Raw genomic sequence first — 21058 nt, 5'->3', positions numbered from 1 at the left:
GCGAGGCTTCGCCTCAGCGTATCCAGTGAGGTCTTGCGGATGCGTTCGAGATCGGTCGAAGCGTCGATCAGCCATTGCGTGCTGATGCCGAGAATGAGGCTGCCGATCATCAGCGCGGCGGCTTCCGCGTCGAGGTCCTTCGAGATCGAGCCTTCCGCCTGTCCCTCGCGGATATGCGCCTCGAAGCGTTCCTTTGCCTTCATGTGCGAGGCGGCGAAGGCCGCGCGGAGATGCGAAAGCGTTGCGACCGATCCCGCCATGGCGACGAAATAGGAGCGGATGGCCTGTTCGCGCTCGAAATTGCGCAGATAGATGTCGACTGAGGAGAGGATCGCGTCGAGCCCGGTCATGTCGGCCCGGCCTTCCGCGGAGGCAAGCTCCATCGAGCGTTCGTGGAGGTAGTCGATCAGCGCCTCGATCATGCCGTCCTTCGAGCCGAAGCGCTGGCTCGCAAGGCCGCGGCTATAGCCGGCGCGGGCGCCGACCTTCTCGAAAGTGGCGGCGTTGAACCCTTCTTCGGCGATGAGTTCGGCGGCCGCCAGCAGAAGCCCGCGGTCGGATTCCGCTCGCCGCTCGGCCTGCGTCCTGCGCGGGGCGCGGCTGCGGCGGGGAAGTGTCAGGTTTCCGGTCGAGTCGGCCATTTATGCTCTTTACTTAGTTGTTGGACGTATAGCAACATTGCCGCCAACGATAATCAAGCGGGCGGAATCTGGAAATTCGCTCGGACAAATTGCACTGAAAGGGAGCGGCCCGGATGATTTCACAGGACATCGCCAACACGATCGTCGACCCCAAGGCCTATGCGGCCCAGACGCCGGTCGATGAGGCATTCGCCTATCTTCGCAAGGAAGCGCCCTTCGCGCAGGCTCAGCCCGAGGGCTACGATCCCTTCTGGGTGGTGACCAAGCATGCGGACATTCTTGAAGTCGAGCGCCAGAACGAGCTGTTCCACAATGGCGACCGCGCCGCGACGCTGACGCCCGTGCTCGTTGATCGCAAGGTCCGGGAGATCATGGGCGGCTCGCCCCATCTCGTGCGCTCGCTCGTGCAGATGGACAACCCCGACCACATGAACTACCGCAGGCTGACGCAAGGCTGGTTCCTGCCGCAGAATCTGAAGAAACTCGAAAGCCGCCTCCGCGACATCGCCAGGGTCTTCGTCGATCGTATGGCAGAGATGGGCGGCGAGTGCGATTTCGCGCGCGACATCGGGCTCTATTACCCGCTGCATGTCATCATGGAAGTGCTGGGCGTGCCGGAGGCGGATGAGCCGCGCATGCTCAAGCTCACGCAGGAGCTTTTCGGCAGCAACGACCCCGATCTCAACCGGCGCGGCGAGAAGCTCGATTTCGAGGCCGGGCTCGTCGCCGTCCAGGAGACGATCGGCGAGTTCATCACCTATTTCAACGGCATCACGGAAGATCGCCGCCGCTGCCCGCGCGAGGACGTGGCGAGCGTCATCGCCAATGGCCAGATCGACGGCCAGCCGCTCGATCATTTCGCGGCCATGTCCTACTACATCATCGTGGCGACGGCCGGCCATGACACGACGTCTCACACGACGGCGGGCGGCATGCGCGTGCTGGCCGAGCAGCCGGACATCTTCAAGCGCCTCAAGGCTGACCCCTCGCTCGTCCCGAGCTTCGTCGAGGAGACGATCCGCTGGGTGACGCCGGTGAAGCACTTCATGCGCACGGCGACGGCGGATGCCGAAGTGCGCGGGCAGAAGATCGCGAAGGGCGACTGGCTCATGCTTGCCTATCCTTCGGGCAACCGCGACGAGGAAGTCTTCGAAGATCCCTTCACCTTCAAGGCCGACCGGACGCCGAACAAGCATGTCGCGCTCGGCTATGGCGCGCATGTCTGCATTGGCCAGCATCTCGCGCGGCTTGAAATGCGCATCTTCTGGGAAGAGCTTCTGAGCCGCCTCGACTCGATCGAACTCAACGGAACGCCGCTGCTCTCCGAAGCGAATTTCGTCTGCGGTCCGAAGTCCGTTCCTGTTCGCTACAGGATGAAGTGAACGTCTCACCCGAAAGGAACGCATGATGGCGGGCGCATTCCGTACATGGCAGTGCCGTACCTGCGGCTTCATCTATTACGAGGCCGAAGGCCTGCCGCTGGACGGCATCGCGCCCGGCACGCGCTGGGAGGACATTCCCGATGACTGGGTTTGTCCCGACTGCGGCACTCCGAAGGCCGAGTTCGACATGGTCGAGCTGGACTGAACGGTTCCGCGGCGTCCGCCGGAGGAATGGCCGGCACCTCGCATGGGGTGACGGGCCTTGCCCGCATACATGATTGAAGCGCGGCGGCAAGGTTGACCTTGCTACCGCCGCCCTTCATCCTGCATTGAAAATCCAAACAGAAAGCCCGGCGAAAAAGCCGGCAAGGGAGTGCGCATGCTCACGAAAGCCGACGATTATCCGATCCACCAGACGCCGGAGCCCATTGCCTTTTCGGGAACCGACCGGAATTTCTACGACCGCTATTTCTTCAACGGCTATACGCGGAACGGCGATGTGTTTTTCGCCGCCGCGCTCGGCGTCTATCCGCACATCAACATCATGGACGCATCCTTCTGCGTCGTGGTGAAGGGCGTGCAGTACAATCTCCATGCCTCGCGCCATCTCAACATGGAGCGCCTCGATACGCAGGTCGGCCCGATCGCGGTCGATGTCGTCGAGCCGCTGAAGTCGCTGCGCATCCGCGTCGCGGATAACGAGCATGGCATCAAGGCCGACGTCACCTTCCATGCGCGCGCCATTCCGCTCAAGGAGCCCCGCTTCACGCGCCGCAACGGGCCGCGCACGATGATGGACGTGACGCGCCTCACGCAGAACGGCACCTATGAGGGCTGGATCGAGGTGGCGGGCGAGCGCATCGAGGTCACGCGGGATGCCTATGTCGGCACGCGCGACCGGTCCTGGGGCGTGCGCCCGATCGGCGCGGCCGACGCGCAGCCCATGGTGCCGCCCATGGACTTCCAGTTCTACTGGCTCTGGGCGCCGCTCAATTTCGACGACCGCATCACGCTCTTCCATGTCAATGACGACGAGCATGGCGAGTCCTGGAACATCAACGCCGTCATGTGCGGCCTCGATGGCGCCGAGCCGGAAGAAATGGCGAAGTGCCGCGCCGAGGTTCAGTACGTGCCGGGTTCGCGCCACGCCAGATCGGCGACGCTCTTCTTCGAGCACCGCAAGGGCGGCACGACGCGGATCGAACTGACGCCGAAGTGGAACTTCTACATGCTGGGTCTCGGCTACGGGAATCCAGAGTGGGGGCACGGGGCTTACAAGGGGCCGCTCGCGGTCGGCTTCGAGTCCTTCAGGCTCGACGACATCAAGTCCTATGTGCCGCCGCATCTCCACATTCAGGCTTTCGTCACCGCGAAGATGACGCTGCCGGACGGCCAGACGCGCGAGGGCGCAGGCATTCTCGAGCAGCTCATTGCCGGTCCTCACGCGCCTTCCGGATTCAAGGGCGCGATGGACCCGGCGCCGCAGGCATAAGGGGGCGACGATGGAAGATATTGCGACGCGCTTCGCCGCCTATCTGCAACACAAGATGCCGCAGGCCTCGAATATCGAGGTCAGCGGCGTTTCGCGCATTCATGGCGGCGCAAGCCGCGAAACCTTCAGGCTCAATGCCTCGTGGGAGGAGGGGGGACGCAAGCTCGCGCGGCCGCTCATCCTTCGCCGCGATCCGGTGGCGAGCCTCATCGAGACGGAACGCGATCTCGAATACAACGCCTATCGCGCGTTCCATCCGACCGGGCTCCCGGTGCCGGAGCCGCTTTATCTCGAGACCGATCTCAAATGGCTCGACCGGCCCTTCTTCGTCATGGAGCAGATAGTCGGCTGCGCGGCGGGTTCGCCTTTCAATGCCGATCCTTATGGTCCGCATGCGGATAAGCTCGGTCGCCAGTTCTGGACCCATCTCGGCAAGATCGCCGGCGCCGATCCCGAGGCGATCGGCATCGCGCAGCATATGAAGCCCGTCGCGCCGGATGAAACCTGGCGGCGCGAGCTTGAGCACTGGGAAAAGGTGATCGACGAGGACGAGCTTTGTCCGCAGCCGATCGCGCGCGCCGCGATCCGCTGGATGAGGCGCAATCCGCCACCGCCGGCGCAGAAGATTTCCGTCGTGCATGGCGACTACCGCACGGGCAATTTCCTGTTCGACGGCGAAGGCGACATCAAGGCGATCCTCGACTGGGAGATGTGCCATCTGGGCGATCCGCTTGAGGATCTCGCCTGGGCGGCGGACCCGCTCTGGGCCTTCGAGAACAGGGAGCGGCCGGGCGGCATGATCGGCCGCGCCGAAGCCTTCCGCATCTGGGAGGAGACGAGCGGGCTCAGGATCGATCCCAAGGCGCTGCGCTGGTGGGAGATCTTCAATTCGCTCAAGGGGCTCGCGATCTGGATTTCTGCGGGCAAGGAATATCAGACCGGCGCCAGCCGCGATCCGATCCTCGCCCTGTCGAGCTGGTATCCGACCGACGTTCACAATCGCGTGTTGGCCAATGCGCTTGCCACGCTCTCGAAGGAGGCGCGCTCATGAAGCCGGAAGTTGATGTCGTTCTCGGCGGATTTCTCGGAACGCTGCTGACGGAGATCGCGCCGCAGCTCGGGGCGGAATATTCGCTGGGCAGCGTCGGTCTCATCGCCATGACGGTCGGCATGGCCGCGCAGGAGTTCGACCGGGCGGCGGATCTCCGCGTCGCGGAAAACCGCGAGATGCGGGCGCTTTTCTCCGAAGCCGCGAAACTCGTCGGCGACCGGGAGCTTGCGGCTCGTCTCGAGGAGGCGGCCGCCTCGCAGGACGGCTCGTTCCGCGTGAGCGCGCTCAACGCCACGAATGACGCGCTGGCGAAGCTGCTGATCGAGCTTCAGGCGCATGTCGAGGAATCGCAGGCCGACTGGGCAGCACCCTTCGAGGCGAAGATCTGGGACTATATCGTCGGCGCGGCCGAGCGCAGGCGCGTCGTTCTGCCGACCTTCGGCTAGCTCAGACAATCCCGCTTCGCGGCGGGGATGCTTTGGGCTATGAGTGAGCGGCCCGGGTCACGGGCTTTTCGGGCCTCTGTTCCATGCCGCTCGCCGTCCGCCTTTCGCTCTTCTATGCCTCGCTCTGCCTCTTCGGGGGCGTGCAGCTTCCCTTCTTTCCCGTCTGGCTGAAATCGAAGGGGCTGGGAGCACAGGAGATTTCCTACATCATCGCCGCGACCATGTTTCTGCGCATCGTCGCGGGGCCAGTGGTCGCTTTCATCGCCGACCGCCTCGGCGACAGACGCCGCATCGTCATCCTTCTGTCCTGGGGATCGCTCGGGGCGGTTTCGCTCTATCTGGTGGCGTCGGGCTTCTGGCAGATTCTGATCGCCACGCTCATCCTCATGTCGCTCTTCCCCTCGATCACACCGCTGATCGAGACGACGGCGATGAAGGCGGCGCATGAGCAGGGCATCGATTACGGCCGCGTGCGGCTCTGGTGCTCGATCACCTTCATAGTGGCAAGCTCCGGCACGGGATGGCTTCTCGAATGGCAACCCGCGAGCATCATCGCCGTCTGTCTGGTCGGCGCCATCGCGGTCAATCTCGCCGGCGCTCATCTTCTTGCGCGCGAGGTGCCGCAACCGAGGCTCGCGGTGCGCCCCGGCGGACAGTTCAGGGCGGCGCTTGCATTCACGCGGCAGCCGCTCTTCCTCATCGCACTGACGGCGGCGAGCCTCATCCAGTCGACGCATGCGGTCTATTACGCATTCGGCACGCTCAACTGGCAGAAGCTCGGCTACAGCAGCGACGTGATCGGCGTTCTGTGGGGTATCGGCGTCGTGGCCGAGATCATTCTCTTCGCCTTTTCCGGCCGCGTGGTGGCGCGGGTCGGCGCGGTGCGGATGATGAGCCTCGGGGCGGCGGCCGCCGTTTTCCGCTGGACCATGATGGCGTTCGATCCGCCACTCTGGATGCTCTTTCCGCTTCAGGCGCTTCATGCCTTCAGCTATTGCGCCGCCCATCTGGGCACGATCCATTTTCTCACGCGGGCGACGCCCAACGCCTTCGCCGCGACCGCGCAGAGCCTCTATGCAGCGCTCTCGGCCGGCGTGCTGATGGGGCTGATGACACTAGCGGCGGGGTCGCTCTATCAGCAGTTCGGGGCGGGAGCCTATCTTCTCGGCGCGGGCGCCGGTGTCGTCGCATTCCTCGGAACATTGGTGATCGGCGCATGGTGGAGCGGGGGCAAGCTCGCTCCCGATGCAACGCAAGGCGAGGGAACGCAGAGCGGCGATCAGGGGCGGAACGACGCCGGGTGCTGAATGACAGGCCGTTCCGCTGCGTCAATCGCGGCGCAAATTCTTGTGCATTGACAATGCGTCCGCGCGCTCCAGCTTATTGGGACAACGAAACTCGATAAGGGAGACGCATATGCGTGCGATGGTTCTTCACGACAATGGCATCGAAAGTCTGAAACTCGAGACGCGCGAGGTGCCGAAGGCCGGACCCGGCGAAATCGTCGTCCGGCTGAAGGCAGGCTCGCTCAACTATCGCGATCTCGCCATGGTTCAGGGGTTGGGCCGCGCTCAACCGAAGGTGCCGCTCGTGCCGCTGTCGGACGGCGCGGGCGAGGTGGTCGAGGTCGGCGCGGGCGTGAGCCGGGTCAAGGTGGGCGATCTCGTCTGCCCGAGCTTCTTCCAGGCGTGGATCTCGGGCGGCCCGACCGGCGCCGGGCTCGCCTCATCCCTTGGCGGCCCGACCGATGGTTGCGCGCAGGACTACATCCGGCTTTCCGCCGAGGGTGTTTCGCTGGCGCCGAAAAATCTTTCGGCCGAGGAAGCGGCAACCCTTCCCTGCGCGGCGCTGACCGCGTGGCGCGCGCTCGTCGTCGAGGGCGGGTTGAAGCCCGGCGACACGGTGCTCGCGCAGGGCACGGGCGGCGTCTCCATCTTCGCGCTGCAATTTGCCAAGGCTGCGGGCGCGCGCGTCATCATCACATCGTCGTCCGATGAAAAGCTCGAGCGTGCAAGGGCGCTCGGCGCGGATGCGACCATCAACTATGTCAAGACCCCCGACTGGGCGAGCGAGGCGCGCAAGCTCACGGGCGGACGCGGCGTTGATCATGTGGTCGAGGTCGGCGGCGCCGACACGCTGCCGCAGTCGATCATGGCGGCCCGGCTCGGCGGCCATGTCGCCGTCATCGGGCTTCTTTCGGGCATGGTGAAGGACGTGAACGTGGCGGCGATCTTCTCGCAGAATCTGAAGATCAGCGGCATCACCGTCGGCAGCCGCACCCATTTCGAGGACATGGTGCGGGCGATCGAGCAGTCGGATATTCATCCGGTGATCGACAAGCGCTTCTCGCTTGGCGATGCGCAGGCGGCCTTCACCACGATGAAGGGCGCATCGCATTTCGGGAAGATCGTCCTCAACATCGCCTAGCGGCATTGCCGGGCCGCCTCTCCCCAAGGGCGGGGGAGGCGGCGCGGGCGCCCGTCAGCCCCAGAGGGCGGGCATGGGCGGCATCATCGTGCTGTCTTCATAGCGGATCGCATGTTCGCGATCCTTCGCGAGAAGGAGCGGCCCGTCGAGATCGACAAACTCCGCGCCTTGCGCGAGAAGCGTCGCGGGCGCCATGGCGAGGGAGGTTGCGACCATGCAGCCGACCATGACCTTCAGATTGCGGCGGCGCGCGCAGCGGATGACCGAAAGCCCTTCGGTGAGGCCGCCCGTCTTGTCGAGCTTCACATTGACATATTGATAAAGGCCGGCGAGCCGCGTCATGCCTTCCAGGCCGTGGGCGGATTCATCCGCGCAGAGAGGGATCGGACACTCGATCCCCCGCAAGGCTTCATCCTCCTTGGCGGGCAGCGGTTGCTCGATCAGCGCGACATCGAGGGCGGCAAGCTCGCGGGCGAGCGGCAGAACATCGGCGGCCTTCCAGCCTTCATTCGCATCGACGATGAGCCTTGCGCGCGGCGCGCCCTCGCGCACCGCCGCGACGCGGGCGATGTCCGCGCCGTCGCCGGCGAGCTTGAGTTTGAGGAGCGGCCGACCGGCGGCTGCCTTCGCGGCCTCGCGCATCGCATCGGGTTCGGCGAGGCTCAGCGTGAAGGCGGTGACGAGCGGCTTCGGCTCGTCGAGCCCGGCGAGCTTCCACACGGGCACGCCGCTGATCTTGGCTTCGAGATCCCAGAGCGCGCAGTCGATCGCATTGCGTGCCGCGCCGCGAGGCATGGCGCGCTGAAGCTCCTCGCGCGTCATGCCATCCTCGATCGCATTGCTCATGGCGCGGATCGAACCGGCGACATCCTTCACCGTCTCGCCATAGCGCGCATAGGGCACGCATTCGCCGCGCCCGGCATGGCCGCCTTCGCGAATGGTAACGGTGATGACCTCCGCCTGCGTCTTCGAGCCACGCGAAATCGTGAACGATCCCGCGATGGGCCAGACTTCGGTATCGATGGAAATTTCGCGCATGGGCATGTGGCCTCTCACTGGGAGGGGCGGATGATGCCGCGCGCCGCGCGTTCAGCCAAGATTAAAGAAGTCCAAACGCGATCAGATGCGGCCAGCGAACCAAGCACCGTTCCAGTGCTCGCCGGGCGGGTTCGCCTCATATTGGGCGATCCGCGCCTCGTAGAAATCGTAAAGCGTCGGAATGGCGCCATTGAGCTTGCGGCATTCCTTGATGGCGGCGCGCGCATCGGCCCAGCGCTGCTTGCGATAGGCGGCGAAGATGAGCGCGTGGGCTTCCTGAAGGGCGCGGAATTTCGGATTGGCGCGCATGATCGGGTCGCCGAGCAGGGCATAGACGCGGCGGCCTTCCGGGTGGCGGGGCGTCGCGATGAGGTCGATTTCGAGCAGCGCGTAGCGGTCGCCGACGGCCCGCTGGGTGCCTTCGCCGACGATGATCGCGGGGCCGTAGTTCCGTGCATTGCGCTGGAGATAGGCCCCGAAGCTCACTGGCTCGCCAAGGACGCCATATTCGAAGTTCAGGATCGCGCCCATATTGCCGGTGATGGCCGTTCCGCTGTCGATGCCGATCGAAAGGCTGAGCGGCACATGGCTCAGATGCTGGCGCCGCGCATCCTCCTCGAGAAATTCGTTCAGCGCTTCCAGATTTTCGACCATGCGCAGCGCCGCGTCGCATCCTTTCGACGGGTGGTCGTGAATGTCGAAGGGCGCGTTCCACACGGCATAGAGCGTATCGCCCACGGTGCGATCGATCATGCCATTGCGGTCCTGCACGATCTTCGTCATGGGCGAGAAGAAGCGGTTCAGAATGTCGGCATAGGCCTTCGGATCTTCGAGATAGCGGTCGGCGATGATGTTGAAGCCGCGCAGGCCCACCACGAGCGAGGTGACGGGGCGGAGCTGGCCTTCCGCCTGGATGAGGCGGGGATGCGCATGCACCTTGGCAAGGCCGGAGCGCGAAAGGCGCCGGGCGAACTGCGCGTCGATGAAGCGCGTCTGCTCCTCGGAATGGAATTTCGTCATCAGCGCGCAGGTGAGGCTGGCGAGGATGAGCGTCACGGCGCCAAGCGCCGGATCGATGAGCCAGCGATGCGTCTCGAACGCCCACCACGAGGCATAGGCTTCGCCGCCGATGAGGATGAGCGTCAGGAGAAAGCCCCAGCGGAAGCGGAACCGGCTGAGAAGAAGGATGACGAGAAGGCCGCCGGCAAAGATGAAGAGCTGCTCGGCGCTCGACGCCCAGCCCGGCCGCACCAGAAAGGCGCTGTCGAGAATCTGGTCGATGGCGTTCGCCGCGATGGCGCCGGAAGGCAGGGCGACGCCTGCGGGCGTGTCATAGAGGCGCTCGATGCCGTTGGCCGAAACGCCGATGACGGCGATCCGCCCCGCGAGCGAGGGGAACCCGGCGCTGCGGTCGAGGAATTGCGTGGCGGGAATGGACGGCCGCGTGTCCGGCCCGCCGAAATAGAGACGCAACGCGCCCGTCGTGCTCGTCAGCGCCAGAAGGTCCGCCCCGGCGATCTCGATGCGCTCGATGCCGGGCTCCATGCCGAAGGTGAAGCCGGTGTCGGATTCGACCACCCTGACGCGGTAGCCCGTGCCGCCGCGCGCCACCCGGAGCGTCTCGAGCGTATTCGAGGGGTAGAGCGTGCCGCCGAGATTGACGAGCATGGGAAGGCTGCGCACCACGCCTGTTGCCGCGCGGTCGGCAAGCGTCGCGCCATTTCCCTTCGCCGCCTGCTCGAAAGTCGGCAGGCTCGGGCGCCAAAGCGGGAATCCGGGTGTGTAATGGCGGGCGTCGCTTCCTTCGGTCAGGATGGAGCCCGCATTCTCCGGCGCAGTCATGCCGTTGACCGGGGTCTTTCCGGGTACGAAGGAGACGACCGAGGGCGTCGAGCCGAGAAGCCTTGCGAAATCGCGGTCGCGGTCCGGCAACTCGCCGAGGGCCTGACGCAGATTTGCGCCGGAGGGAAGCTGCGGAAGCGGCGACCAGAGCCTGAGAAGCTCGGAGGCGGCCGTCGGATCATCCTCCGAAAGCGGCATATCGAGCAGGATGGCGCTCGCGCCGGCGGCGCGCACGCGCTCAACCAGGTCCGCCAAACGCTTGCGGGGCCAGGGCCAGGGGCCGAGGCTGCTCATCCCTTCGTTACCGATGTCGATATAGACCGTGCGCGGACCTTCGGCGCCGGCTTTGCGTGGCTCGATGCGCTGGTAAATGTCGAAGACCTGATTCTGAAGCCAGCTCGCGACGCCGCCGAAATCATAGAGGGACAGACCCAGGCTCACGACGAGCACGAGACCCGGAAGGATCGCGGAAAGTCTGCGGAACGCTGGTGTCGAATTCATCGTCTGTTTCGTCTCGGTGTCCCATGCAGGACGCCGATTCCCCCGAATTGAACGCTTTGCCTTGCCGTTGTCCTGTTGCGGGACAATGGCGAAGGGTATCCGCACATGCGCTGCAGATTCCATTCCAGAGGGGCAAGGGGAGGGGTGGGGGCCGACTTTTTGCCGGGCGTCTAATGCAAAACGGCCCCGCCATCACTGGCAGGGCCGCTTGTGCAACATTCAACTCATATGCCGGAGCTGGTCGCGCCGGCATTTCGGATCACTTTTCGTGGCCGGTCGCCTTTTCGAGATAGGCGATCAGGTCCTTGCGGTCCTGCTCCTTCTTGAGGCCGGGGAAGGTCATGTTCGTGCCCGGAACGTAGGCCTGGGGCTTTTCGAGATAGGCGAGAAGCGTATCGTCATTCCACTTCAGCCCTTCCGCCGCCTTCTTCTTCATGGCCGCGGAGTAGTTGTAGCCGGCCTCGGCCGCGACGCCGCGCTCGAAGATGCCGTAGAGGTTCGGGCCGACCCGGTTCGGGCCGTCCTTTTCAACCGTATGGCAGGCCTGACACTTCTTGAAAATCTTCTCGCCCTTGGCGGCGTCGCCATCGGCGTGGGCCGCAGCCGATACCGTCATGGCGAGCGCAAGCGCGGCCATTCCGCTTAGAATTGCCTTCATGTTGGATTATCTCCCTTCCATCCTGTGTCGAACTTGCAGGGCGCCTGACGGGGCGGATTTGGGCCCCCGGCTGGCTCTGGTATGCAACTGCAAGCTAAACTAAGTTTCGTCCAAGGTAAGGGACTGCGTCAAACTGGCGCGGGGCCGGGGCTCGCGAGGACCGAATTTGACGCAAGCGACAGGGGCTATTCAGGCCGTGCAGGCAGCCTCTTTCAAGGTCGACAGGGAGGGTGGCGCGCTGCGTTTCCTGCCGTCGGGCGACTGGTCGGTCGCCTCGATTCTCCCGATCGACGAGGAGTTGCGCCGCTTTTCCGACATGCCTGCCGGTCAGAGCAGGGCGGTTTTCGACATGTCCGGCCTTGTGCGGCTCGATACGGCCGGGGCCTGGCTCATCGACCGGACGGCGGCGGCGCTGAGGGCGCAAGGGGTCGAAGTCCGGTTCGAGGGGCTCGAGGAGGGCCAGCGGATCATTCTCGACAAGGTGAGCGAGGGTGGGCGCAAGCTGGCTCCGCCAGCCCGCGAGCCCTTCCATATCGAGGTTCTCGGCAGGATCGGGGCGGCCGTCGTCGCGGCGGGGCACGACGCTGTCGCCTTCGTCGATTTTCTGGGCGCGGTGCTCGCGACGATCTGGCGCGGCATCAGGTCGCCGCGCCGCTTCCGCCTCGTCCCCCTCGTGCACCACATGGAGAAGGCGGGCTTCAACGCGCTGCCGCTCGTCTGCCTGCTTACATTCCTCATCGGCGCCGTCATCGCGCAGCAGGGCGCGGTGCAGCTTCGCCGCTTCGGCGCGGATATCTTCACTGTCAATCTCATCGCCATCATCTTCCTGCGCGAAGTGGGAATCCTGCTCACGGCGATCATCGTCGCGGGCCGCTCCGGCAGCGCCTTCACGGCCGAAATCGGCTCGATGAAAATGCGCGAGGAGATCGACGCGATGCGCACGCTCGGCCTCGATCCCATGGAGATGCTGGTGGTGCCGCGCGTGCTCGCGCTCGTCTTCACACTGCCGCTTCTCACCTTCGTCGCCGACATCATGGGGCTTTTGGGCGGCGGTGTTGTCGCGATGATCGAGCTGAACATGTCGCCTTCCGTCTATATTGAACGGCTGAACAGCGCGGCGCAGTTCTGGACCTTCGGCGTCGGCCTTCTGAAGGCGCCGTTCATGGCGCTCGTCATTGCGATCGTCGGCTGCCGGGCGGGGCTCGATGTGACGGGAAGCGCGGAGTCCGTCGGTACGCAGACGACAAGCTCGGTCGTGAGGTCGATTTTCCTCGTCATCGTTCTCGATGCGATTTTCGCGATCTTTTTCACCAGGATCGGAATCTGACCGATGGCAACCGGCGATACGATCATCGAGGTGAGGGGCCTCAAGAACCAGTTCGGCGACCATGTCGTGCATGAAAATCTCGATCTCGACGTGCGGCGCGGCGAGGTGCTCGGCATTGTCGGCGGTTCGGGCACGGGCAAATCCGTGCTGATGCGTTCCATCGTCGGGCTTCGCAGGCCCGATGCCGGGCATATTCGAGTGTTCGATATCGACCTCGACAATGTCACGGAGGAAGAACGCCGCCTCGTGGAGCGGCGCTGGGGCGTGCTCTTTCAGGAAGGCGCGCTTTTTTCCGCGCTGACCGTCGCGCAGAACATTCAGGTCCCGTTCCGCGAGCATCTCCATATGGCCCCGCAGCTCATGGACGAGCTGGCGGCAGTCAAGATCGCCCTGGTCGGCCTCAGGGAAGGGGCGGCCGACCTTTATCCCTCGGAGCTTTCAGGCGGCATGAAGAAGCGAGCGGGGCTTGCCCGCGCGCTGGCGCTCGATCCTGAAATCCTCTTTCTGGACGAGCCGACGGCGGGGCTCGATCCCATCGGCGCGGCGGCCTTCGACGAACTCATCCGCGACCTCGCCCGGACGCTTGGCCTTACCGTTTTCCTCGTTACGCACGATCTCGATACGCTTCATGCGATCTGCGACCGGATTGCGGTTCTGGCGGAGCGGCGTGTTATCCTGATCGGGACGCTCGACGACATGTTGCGGAGCGACCATCCCTGGATCCGGGAATATTTCCACGGACCTCGGGCGCGAGCGGCCTTCGCAGGCAAATAGGCAAAGGCTCATGGAAATCAAATCCAACAATGTCCTGATCGGCACTTTCGCGCTGGTGGTCATCTTCTGCGCCTTCGCCTTCGCGCTCTGGATCGGCCATGTCCAGCTCGATCGCCAATACGCCTATTATCAGATCGTCTTTCAGGGCTCGGTGTCGGGCCTGAGCAAGTCGGGGACGGTGCAGTTCAACGGCTTGCCGGTGGGCAAGGTGGTCGATCTGCATCTGGCGGAGGACGACCCCAACAAGGTGATCGCGCTCATCCAGATCGACGCGCGCACGCCGGTGAAGGAAAGCTCGGTGGCGCAGCTCGAGCTTTCCGGGATCACCGGCGTCGCCGTCATCGAGCTGACGGGCGGGAAGCCGGACTCGAAGCCGCTGCTGCCGAAGCCGGGCGAAGCCTATGCGACCATCCGGGGGGCGCCCTCGACCCTTCAGGAGCTTGCCATGTCGGCGCCCGACACGTTGCAGAATGCGAACAAGCTCCTTGCGCGTCTCAACGAGATCGTCCGCGTCAATCAGGAGACGATCCGCAGCACGCTTCAGAACCTCGACCAGATCTCGACCGCGCTCGCCGGAAGCTCCGGCGACATGCAGAAGGCGATTACCAATCTTTCGGATGCCTCGCAGCATCTCGCGGCCTTCAGTCGCAATGCCGATGGCTTCATGAAGAACGATGTGAAGGGCCTCGTCGCGGATGCGCGAGAAACGGCGCAGGCCTATCGCCGCGTTGCCGACAATCTCGACCGGCTCGTGCAGGCGAACGGTCCCGCCATCGACAGGCTGGGCCGCGAAGGGCTGACGCAGATACCCGATCTCATCGCGGAGACGCGCGCCCTCGTGACAGCGCTCGACCGGATCGCCTCGCGCGCGCAGGACGATCCCGCCCGCTATCTCACCGGCAACAATGTTCCGGAAGTGAAGGCCAGATGATGCAGCATCCTTTCGTCATGCGGGGTATCGGGGATTGGGCGAGGGGGCTCGCGCTCGCTCTCGCCATTGCGCCGCTCGGTGCCTGCGCGCTCGCCAATGCGGGAAGCGGCCCGGCGCCGCAGCTCTTCACGTTGACCGCGCCGCATCCCGCGAGCGTTGAGGCGACGGCTGCCAAGGGTCCGCCCATCGAGGTCGCGGAATTCTCCGCCCCCGCCGCACTCGACACGACGCGCATCGCCCAGCAATCGACGCCGAACGAGATCGCCTATTACGCGGATGCGCGATGGGCGGACCGGGCGCCGCGCATGATCCAGATGCTGATGGTCGAGACGCTCGAGAATACGGGGCGCTTCAACGCCGTTTCGCCGCAGGGCGCGGGCCTCAGGGTGGATTACGAACTCATGGGCGATATTCGCCAGTTCGCGGCCGTGCCTTCCACGAATGGCGGCACCAGCGAAGTGCGGGTCGATCTTCTCGCGCGGCTGGTGAAGAAGGACGAGCGCAACATTCTCGCCTCCAGCCGCTTCAGCGCGCGCGCGCCGGTCGAAGGAACCGGCATCGTACCCATTGTGCGGGCCTATGATGCGGCCCTGCGCGGCGTTCTCGACGGCATGGCGGATTGGGCGGCGCAGCAGGCGGCCGCGGCGGGAGGCGGCAAGACGGCGCTCTCCGGCCGCTAGAGGATCAGGAGAGCTTGCCGCTTGCCTGCGCGAGAATGAGATAGGCCTTGCCCGTATCCGACGTCAGATAGGTTTCGACGAGAATGTTCTCGCGGTCGCGTGTGCGGGCGGAAGCTAGCAATCTCTCGAAGAGCGACACGAAGCGGTCGACATGCTCGCGGAACTCCGCGTCGTCGCGATATTTGACGGCGATGCGGTCGTAGAGCTGGCGCCCGGCCATGTTGTAGAGGCGGCGGGCGAAGACGTTGCGCTCTCCGGCCTGATAGCGCTGCCACAATTCGGGGGGAGGGTTCTGCTCGAGCGCGCGATCGAGATCGACGGCGAGCGCTTGCAGCGTTTCGATCACCTGAAGCGACGAGCGGTGGAACTCGCTGTCGCTGGCGGCGTCGCCAGCCGGATTTGCGGCGGTTGACGGCGCGTCCCGCTCGCGCTCGGCAGCGGCGAGAAGATCGGAGATGCCCCAGCGCCGCGCCGTGCGGTCCGTGGCGGGCTGCGGCGCATCGGACCAGTGCGGCTCGCGGCGCGCGGCGGCGGGCGGCGCGGCCAGGGCGCCGGTCGGGGCCGCGACCGCGGGCGACGAGCGGTCGAGCACGCGTGCATGGCGCACCACGATGTCGGCAATGGCGGCGAGCGCCGAAACCTGTTCCTGAAGAACGTGATTGAGCGAGGCCGCGCTTGCCGCGGCTTCAGACGGCATGCGCGCGATGCGGGTTTCGAGTTCGCCAGTCGCCTCGTGAATGGCGCGGCCCGCTTCCCGCGCCGTCCCGCCGAGACGAATCATCGCCGCGTTGAAGCGCTCGGCCGTCAGGTCGCTTTCGGAAATCGCCGCGCCGACGAGATCGCGCAGTTCCCCCGCGCGGGCGGAGAGGTCGTTCGTCATCGCTGCCGACGCGCGCGCGACATCCGTGCTCATGGCCGTCATGGCGGAACGCAGATGTTCCGTCGCCTTGCCGATCGTCTCGGCCGCCGCCCGGCCCACATCGTCGCTGAGCGCGACGGTCGCGGATTTGAGTTCATCGACGGTCACGCCGATTGCGCGTGTCGCTGCGCCCGCCGACCGGCTTACCGTGCCCGAGGCTTCGCTCATTTCGTTCACCGCACGCAGAATATCGGCCGACACCGCTTCGCTGAGCGCCTCGGCGCGCTCGGCGGCATTGTCGAATGTCGCATTGAGCCGCTCGGCGAGATCGGCGGCGGCGCGGCCGATCTCCCGCGCCCGTTCGCTCATGGCCTTGTCGGCGGCGAGCATCTGATCGCGATGGGCATCGAAAACGGTTTCTAGGCGTTCGCGCTCAGCTTCGAGCTTCGCGGCCGCCTCGGCGATCACCTGGCGCTGGTTGTCATAGCGCTGGGCGAGCACGTCGGCCTTGGCGAGCGCCGTCGTGGCCACGACCTCGAGGCGGGACGCCTGCCGGTCGAGCGTCGAGGCGGTGGCATCGGCGCCCGCGCGCGCGGCCTCGCTGACGCGGGCAAGCGCTTCGGTCTGTTCGATCATGCGGGCGCCCGCGCCTTGCAGCGTCGCTTCCGCCTCGCTGATGAGCCCATGGGCGGCGGCGGCCTGATCGCGCAGCCCGCGCGAAATCGTGTCGCTTTCGCTGCCCAGCGCGCGCGAGATTTCGAGAAGGCTCTCCCGGTGGCGGCCGAGCAGGTCTTCCATGGTGCGGGCGCGCGCTTCCGCCCGCTCCGTGCCACGGTCGATCGTCTCAAGCTCTTGCGCGACGAGGGCGCTGAGGCGCGTGGTTTCGGCCAGAGCTTCAGCAAGCCCCGCCTTCAATCCGTCGAGTTCCCTGCGAATGGTCTGGGAGACGGTTTCGATTTCTCCGCTTGCAGCGTCGGCGGGATCGGTCAGGCGGATCGCCGTCTGCGCGAGCGCATCGGCCATGAGGCGCATCTCCTGCCCGCGCCAGACGGCGAAGGCGGTGATCCAGACGAGGAGCACAGGGATCGACGAAGCGATGGCGAGAGCGGTCATCTCGCCGCGCGAAATTCCGGCAAGGCCCTCGGTGCCGTAAAGACCCCAGACATAGGCGGCCATGATGCCGAGGCAGAAGAGGGTCGCGATAGCCGCGCTTGCGGGAATGGTTTTCGAGGGGCGCCGCGCGATCAGCCGGTAGAGCGCGCCGGCGGTCGGCGAGTCCTCGTTCGCCGCCTGCACGGGACGTTCGACCGTGCCCGCTTCGTTCACGGCTTCGGGCGCCTTGGGCGCCAATTCCAGAGTTTTCATGGGAGTCCCCGCTTCCGCACCCCTTTGAGTTTCAGCGTGTCGGATGGTGGCGGCGCCGTCAACCGGCGCCAGCCCATTCGTGTGATCCGACATTCGTCAGCGGCTGTTGTTAACCCGTTGTTGACCATAAATCGAGATGCGCCGCCGCATCCGGCGCGGCCGGTTTACGCTTCGGTACGGGGTTGCGGCCTAGTCTCGATCGAGCATCCGGACTGCAAAGGAGACGAGCGATGAAAGCGGCAGGAACAGCGGCTGTGGGCACGGGGGATTTTGCCGCCGACGAGGAACGAGACGCGCAGCGGCCGCTCGATCTCGTTCATCTCTCGCGTTACACGCTCGGCAATCGCGGCCTCGAGGCGGAATTGCTCGGCCTCTTTCGCGTCCAGGCCGAACTCTATGCCGAGCGGCTCGCCACTGCGGAAAGCGACAAGGACTGGAAGGATACAGCGCACAGCCTCAAGGGTTCAGCCAGGGGACTCGGCGCATGGGAGCTAGGCGATCTTGCAGAGAAGGCCGAGCAAATGGCGTCCGATCCCGCGGCGCGCGCTCTCATGGTGGCGCAGATCAGGAGCGCCATCGGCGCGGTCAATCTCTTCATCGACGAGCTGATGGCCTGATAATCTGATCAGCCCTCAGACGTTCTTCGTCGGCGCGAGCGGAAAGACTTCCTGTCCGAGTTCCGTGCCGCGCTGGCGCTCGAGTTCCTGCGTGTAGCGCCTGAGCGCATAAGCCTCTGTGAGATAGCCGACGACGTGCAGGTTCTCGACATTGTCGAGGACGGGCAGCGTCTCGACCTCCGCCGCCTCGAAGCGTTTGAGCGCCACGCGCAGATTTTCGTTGCGCAGAAGATAATAGCCGCGCCCCTTGGCGAGATCGCCGGCGACGAGCCCCGCCGCCGCATCGGTCAGGTCGGGGTCGTGCACGACCGCCATGTCGACAATACCGCAATACCGGCCCGCCTCGTCCACGGCGAAGACGCGCGTCGCCGCGCCGAGCGGCAGCATGTCGCGGAGCTTCAGCAGCGGCATGCCGACAGGCACGGTGAATGGATCGGCGCGCATCATGCGCCCGACGGTGAGATCGGCGATCCAGCCCACATCATGCGCGCCCGTGATCGGCACGCCGCGCAGGTGGAAGCGCCAGGTGGAGAAGGAATAGCCGAAGGTGAGCCGCGTGACCGTCGAGGCCATGACGACGGCGACGAGCACCCCCATGGTGACGGGAAAGCTGCCCGTGCCTTCGAGCACCAGCAGCACCATGGTCACGGGAGCGCCGATGATCGCGGCGGCGACCGCGCCCATGCCGGCGAGCATCAGGGCGATGCGCTGCGTCTCCAGATCGGGAACGATGAAGATCATGGCTTCGGCCATGACGGCGCCGAGCAGGATGCCGAGAAAGAGCGAGGAACTGAACATGCCGCCGCGCAGGCCCGCGCCGAGCGAGACGGCGGAAGCGGCGAGCTTGCCAAGCAGGAGGGCGGCGACGAGAAGGAAGGAGCGCGAGTGCTCGATCTGATACTGGATCGCGCCATGGCCGCTGCCGAGCACTTGCGGGGAGCCGAGCGCAAGCACGCTCAGGAGCGCGCCGCCGACCGCGGGCCGGGCCCATATGGGCAACCAGCGCAAGGCCCAGTCCGCCCAGGTCACCGCGCGCATGGTGAGGATGGAGAAGCCCGCGGCCCCGATGCCGACAATGGCGAAGAGAAGATAGATGAAGGGCGTGATGTGAAACTCGGTATCGACGGCGAAGAGCGGCGCTTCGCCGCCGAGAATGCGCACGACGAGGGCTCCGGCGAGGGCGGCGATGGCGACGGGCGCGAGCGCGCGCGGCGCATAGGAGCCGAGAATAAGTTCGAAACCGTAGAAGGCGCCTGCGAGCGGAGCGTTGAAGGCGGCGGCGATGGCCGATGCGGTGCCCGCCGTCACGAAGATGCGGGCATCGTCGCGCCGCAGGCGGAAATATTGCGCGACCCATGAATAGATCGCTCCACCCATCTGCGTGTAGCCCGCCTCCATGCCGACGGAGGCGCCGGCCGCATTCGACAGCATGGTCGCCACGGTGAGGCGGATCGAATCCAGCATGGACATGCGTCCGCCGAAAAGCGCATTGGCCTCGACCGGGTCGGTGATGTCGGCGGAGCGGTTTTTGCGAATGAAATAGGCGAGAACGCCGAAGATGAGGCCGACGCCCGCGGGCACGAGAGCCAGCCGCCAGATGTCGATCGAGGTCTGGGCGCTGAGATAGCTGCCGGGCGCAAGGCCGAAATTGATGTCGTGAAGCGCATAGACCGCCTCGCGGATGACATAGACGACGAGGCCCACCAGCGCGCCGAGCGGCGCGCAGAGAATGATGACGCCCGCCTCCCAGCTCCGAAGCGCGCGGCGGAAGGCGGCGTAGCGATAGAAGAGAATGCGGCTGATCGTGCGCAGGCGCTGGGCGAGCGATGCGGGGAGCGGCGGACGAAATCTCATGGCGCCTCCCCGAGGAGGTGCGCGCGCACGGTTTCGGCGATGGCGAGCGAGGCGGTGAGGCCGGGGCTTTCGATGCCGAAGAGATTGACGAGCCCGGGAAGCCCATGCGCCTCCGGCCCGGAAATGATGAAATCGGACGGTGCTTCGCCGGGGCCGGAAATCTTGGGGCGGATGCCGGAATAGGCGGGCTCGAGCGCGTCGTCCTTCAGCGCCGGCCAATAGCGGCGGATCGCGGCGTAAAACGCTTCGCCGCGCGCGCGATCGACCGTGTAGTCGAAGCTGCCATTCATGCCGTCATCGGGGGATGCGATCCATTCGACGTCGGGACCGAAACGCGCCTGGCCGCCCATGTCGAGCGTCAGGTGAACGCCGAGCCCGGCTTGTTCGGGTACGGGATAAATGAGGCGGGAGAAGGGCACGGAACCGGACAGCGTGAAATAGTTGCCCTTGGCGAAAAAGGCCTGCGGCACATGGGTGGGCCTGAGCCCCTCGATGCGGCGGGCGAGCGCGACGGCCGAGAGCCCGGCGCTGTTGACGAGAAGCCGTGTTCCGAGACGCATGGGCGCCGCCCCGCCGATATGGAGGAGGAAGCCCTGGCCGGTCGCTTCTGCCCGTTCGAGCGGGCTGCCGAACGCGATGGCGCCGCCATGGTCTTCCAATTCGCCACGAAGGCTCAGCATATAGGCGTGGCTGTCGATGATGCCGGTCGAGGGCGAGACGAGGGCGGCCGTGCAGCGGAGCGCGGGTTCCTCGGCGCGGGCTCGTGCAGCGGACAGATCCTCGATGTCATCGACCCCGTTCGCGCGGGCGCGGCGGGCGATCGCTTCAAGCTCGGCGATCTGCGGCTCGTCGGTCGCGACGATGAGCTTGCCGCAAGCCCGGTGGGGCAGGCTCCGGCTTTGGAGATATTCGTAGAGCCTGCGGCGCCCCTCGACGCAGAGCCGGGCCTTGAGGCTTCCCGCCGGATAATAGATGCCGGCGTGAATGACCTCGCTGTTTCGCGCCGAAGTTTCGGTGCCGATGGCGGCGTGGCGCTCCAGCACGACGACTTCGTGGCCGGCCATGGCGAGCGCGCGGGCGCAAGCAAGACCGACGGCGCCCGCGCCGACAACGACTGCATCGATCTTGTCGACGCCACTCACCATCCGCCCTCCGGCGAGGACGCCGCCCGAT

The 21058-nt window shown here is 65.5% G+C and carries 19 protein-coding genes; 12 read left to right on the top strand and 7 right to left on the bottom strand.

The annotated features are described in order from the left end of the window. On the bottom strand, positions 1-641 hold a 641-nt coding region (locus tag PKA57_RS04040; RefSeq protein ID WP_324297747.1), incomplete at its 3' end, for a TetR/AcrR family transcriptional regulator. 113 nt (positions 642-754) lie between these two features. On the opposite strand from PKA57_RS04040, the gene PKA57_RS04035 reads away from it, so the two are divergent. From PKA57_RS04035 to PKA57_RS04005, 7 genes are all read left to right on the top strand, one after another. Continuing rightward, entirely contained in the window at positions 755-2023 is a 1269-nt protein-coding gene (locus PKA57_RS04035) for a cytochrome P450 (protein ID WP_324297745.1), read from the top strand. Positions 2024-2048: 25 nt separating this feature from the next. Then, positions 2049-2228: a rubredoxin gene (locus PKA57_RS04030; protein WP_324297743.1), complete on the top strand. Its 180-nt coding sequence runs from the start codon at positions 2049-2051 to the stop codon at positions 2226-2228. Positions 2229-2402: 174 nt separating this feature from the next. Continuing rightward, a complete protein-coding gene (locus tag PKA57_RS04025) occupies positions 2403-3515 on the top strand; it encodes a hypothetical protein (RefSeq protein WP_324297741.1) in 1113 nt (370 codons plus the stop codon). A gap of 10 nt (positions 3516-3525) precedes the next feature. Then, on the top strand, positions 3526-4566 hold the full coding sequence (locus tag PKA57_RS04020; RefSeq protein WP_324297739.1) for a phosphotransferase family protein: 1041 nt from the start codon (positions 3526-3528) through the stop codon (positions 4564-4566). Further along, positions 4563-5012 carry a hypothetical protein gene (locus PKA57_RS04015; protein ID WP_324297737.1) on the top strand — a complete coding sequence of 150 codons (450 nt, stop codon included), beginning with the start codon at positions 4563-4565 and terminating at the stop codon, positions 5010-5012. The genes PKA57_RS04020 and PKA57_RS04015 overlap by 4 nt, the downstream gene beginning before the upstream one ends. An 83-nt stretch (positions 5013-5095) precedes the next feature. Further along, positions 5096-6319: an MFS transporter gene (locus PKA57_RS04010; RefSeq protein ID WP_324297735.1), complete on the top strand. Its 1224-nt coding sequence runs from the start codon at positions 5096-5098 to the stop codon at positions 6317-6319. Between the two features lie 109 nt (positions 6320-6428). After that, positions 6429-7439: an NAD(P)-dependent alcohol dehydrogenase gene (locus PKA57_RS04005; RefSeq protein WP_324297733.1), complete on the top strand. Its 1011-nt coding sequence runs from the start codon at positions 6429-6431 to the stop codon at positions 7437-7439. 54 nt (positions 7440-7493) lie between these two features. On the opposite strand, the gene dgcA is transcribed toward PKA57_RS04005, so the two are convergent. From dgcA to PKA57_RS03990, 3 genes are all read right to left on the bottom strand, one after another. After that, a complete protein-coding gene (dgcA, locus tag PKA57_RS04000; protein WP_324297887.1) occupies positions 7494-8477 on the bottom strand; it encodes an N-acetyl-D-Glu racemase DgcA in 984 nt (327 codons plus the stop codon). 81 nt (positions 8478-8558) lie between these two features. Beyond that, complete coding sequence (locus PKA57_RS03995; RefSeq protein ID WP_324297731.1) at positions 8559-10820, bottom strand: adenylate/guanylate cyclase domain-containing protein; 2262 nt, start codon at positions 10818-10820, stop codon at positions 8559-8561. A gap of 259 nt (positions 10821-11079) precedes the next feature. Then, complete coding sequence (locus PKA57_RS03990; protein ID WP_324297729.1) at positions 11080-11478, bottom strand: cytochrome c family protein; 399 nt, start codon at positions 11476-11478, stop codon at positions 11080-11082. A gap of 196 nt (positions 11479-11674) precedes the next feature. On the opposite strand from PKA57_RS03990, the gene PKA57_RS03985 reads away from it, so the two are divergent. The 4 genes from PKA57_RS03985 to PKA57_RS03970 are packed head-to-tail and all read left to right on the top strand — an operon-like array spanning position 11675 to position 15190. Beyond that, complete coding sequence (locus PKA57_RS03985) at positions 11675-12805, top strand: MlaE family lipid ABC transporter permease subunit (RefSeq protein ID WP_324297727.1); 1131 nt, start codon at positions 11675-11677, stop codon at positions 12803-12805. 3 nt (positions 12806-12808) lie between these two features. Beyond that, positions 12809-13579 carry an ABC transporter ATP-binding protein gene (locus tag PKA57_RS03980; RefSeq protein ID WP_324297725.1) on the top strand — a complete coding sequence of 257 codons (771 nt, stop codon included), beginning with the start codon at positions 12809-12811 and terminating at the stop codon, positions 13577-13579. 10 nt (positions 13580-13589) lie between these two features. Then, positions 13590-14510 (top strand): MlaD family protein, encoded by a 921-nt coding sequence (locus tag PKA57_RS03975; RefSeq protein ID WP_324297723.1) that lies wholly within the window; start codon positions 13590-13592, stop codon positions 14508-14510. Further along, positions 14507-15190 (top strand): ABC-type transport auxiliary lipoprotein family protein, encoded by a 684-nt coding sequence (locus PKA57_RS03970; protein ID WP_324297721.1) that lies wholly within the window; start codon positions 14507-14509, stop codon positions 15188-15190. Before PKA57_RS03975 ends, PKA57_RS03970 begins: the two co-directional genes overlap by 4 nt. 4 nt (positions 15191-15194) lie before the next feature. On the opposite strand, the gene PKA57_RS03965 is transcribed toward PKA57_RS03970, so the two are convergent. Beyond that, complete coding sequence (locus PKA57_RS03965; protein ID WP_324297719.1) at positions 15195-17414, bottom strand: hypothetical protein; 2220 nt, start codon at positions 17412-17414, stop codon at positions 15195-15197. A 230-nt stretch (positions 17415-17644) separates the two neighbouring features. Here PKA57_RS03965 and PKA57_RS03960 point away from each other — a divergent pair, with 230 nt between their 5' ends. After that, positions 17645-18031 carry an Hpt domain-containing protein gene (locus PKA57_RS03960; protein WP_324297717.1) on the top strand — a complete coding sequence of 129 codons (387 nt, stop codon included), beginning with the start codon at positions 17645-17647 and terminating at the stop codon, positions 18029-18031. 15 nt (positions 18032-18046) lie between these two features. Here PKA57_RS03960 and PKA57_RS03955 read toward each other — a convergent pair whose 3' ends face one another. Then, positions 18047-19885 (bottom strand): chloride channel protein, encoded by a 1839-nt coding sequence (locus tag PKA57_RS03955; protein ID WP_324297715.1) that lies wholly within the window; start codon positions 19883-19885, stop codon positions 18047-18049. Beyond that, positions 19882-21030: an NAD(P)/FAD-dependent oxidoreductase gene (locus PKA57_RS03950; RefSeq protein ID WP_324297714.1), complete on the bottom strand. Its 1149-nt coding sequence runs from the start codon at positions 21028-21030 to the stop codon at positions 19882-19884. Before PKA57_RS03950 ends, PKA57_RS03955 begins: the two co-directional genes overlap by 4 nt. Positions 21031-21058: the final 28 nt, after the last annotated feature.

It is taken from the genome of Parvibaculum sp., from assembly GCF_035325945.1.
Classification (GTDB): Bacteria; Pseudomonadota; Alphaproteobacteria; order Parvibaculales; family Parvibaculaceae; genus Parvibaculum.
The sequence above is the reverse complement of the archived record's forward strand: the minus strand, read 5'-3'. Positions and strand labels throughout refer to the sequence as shown.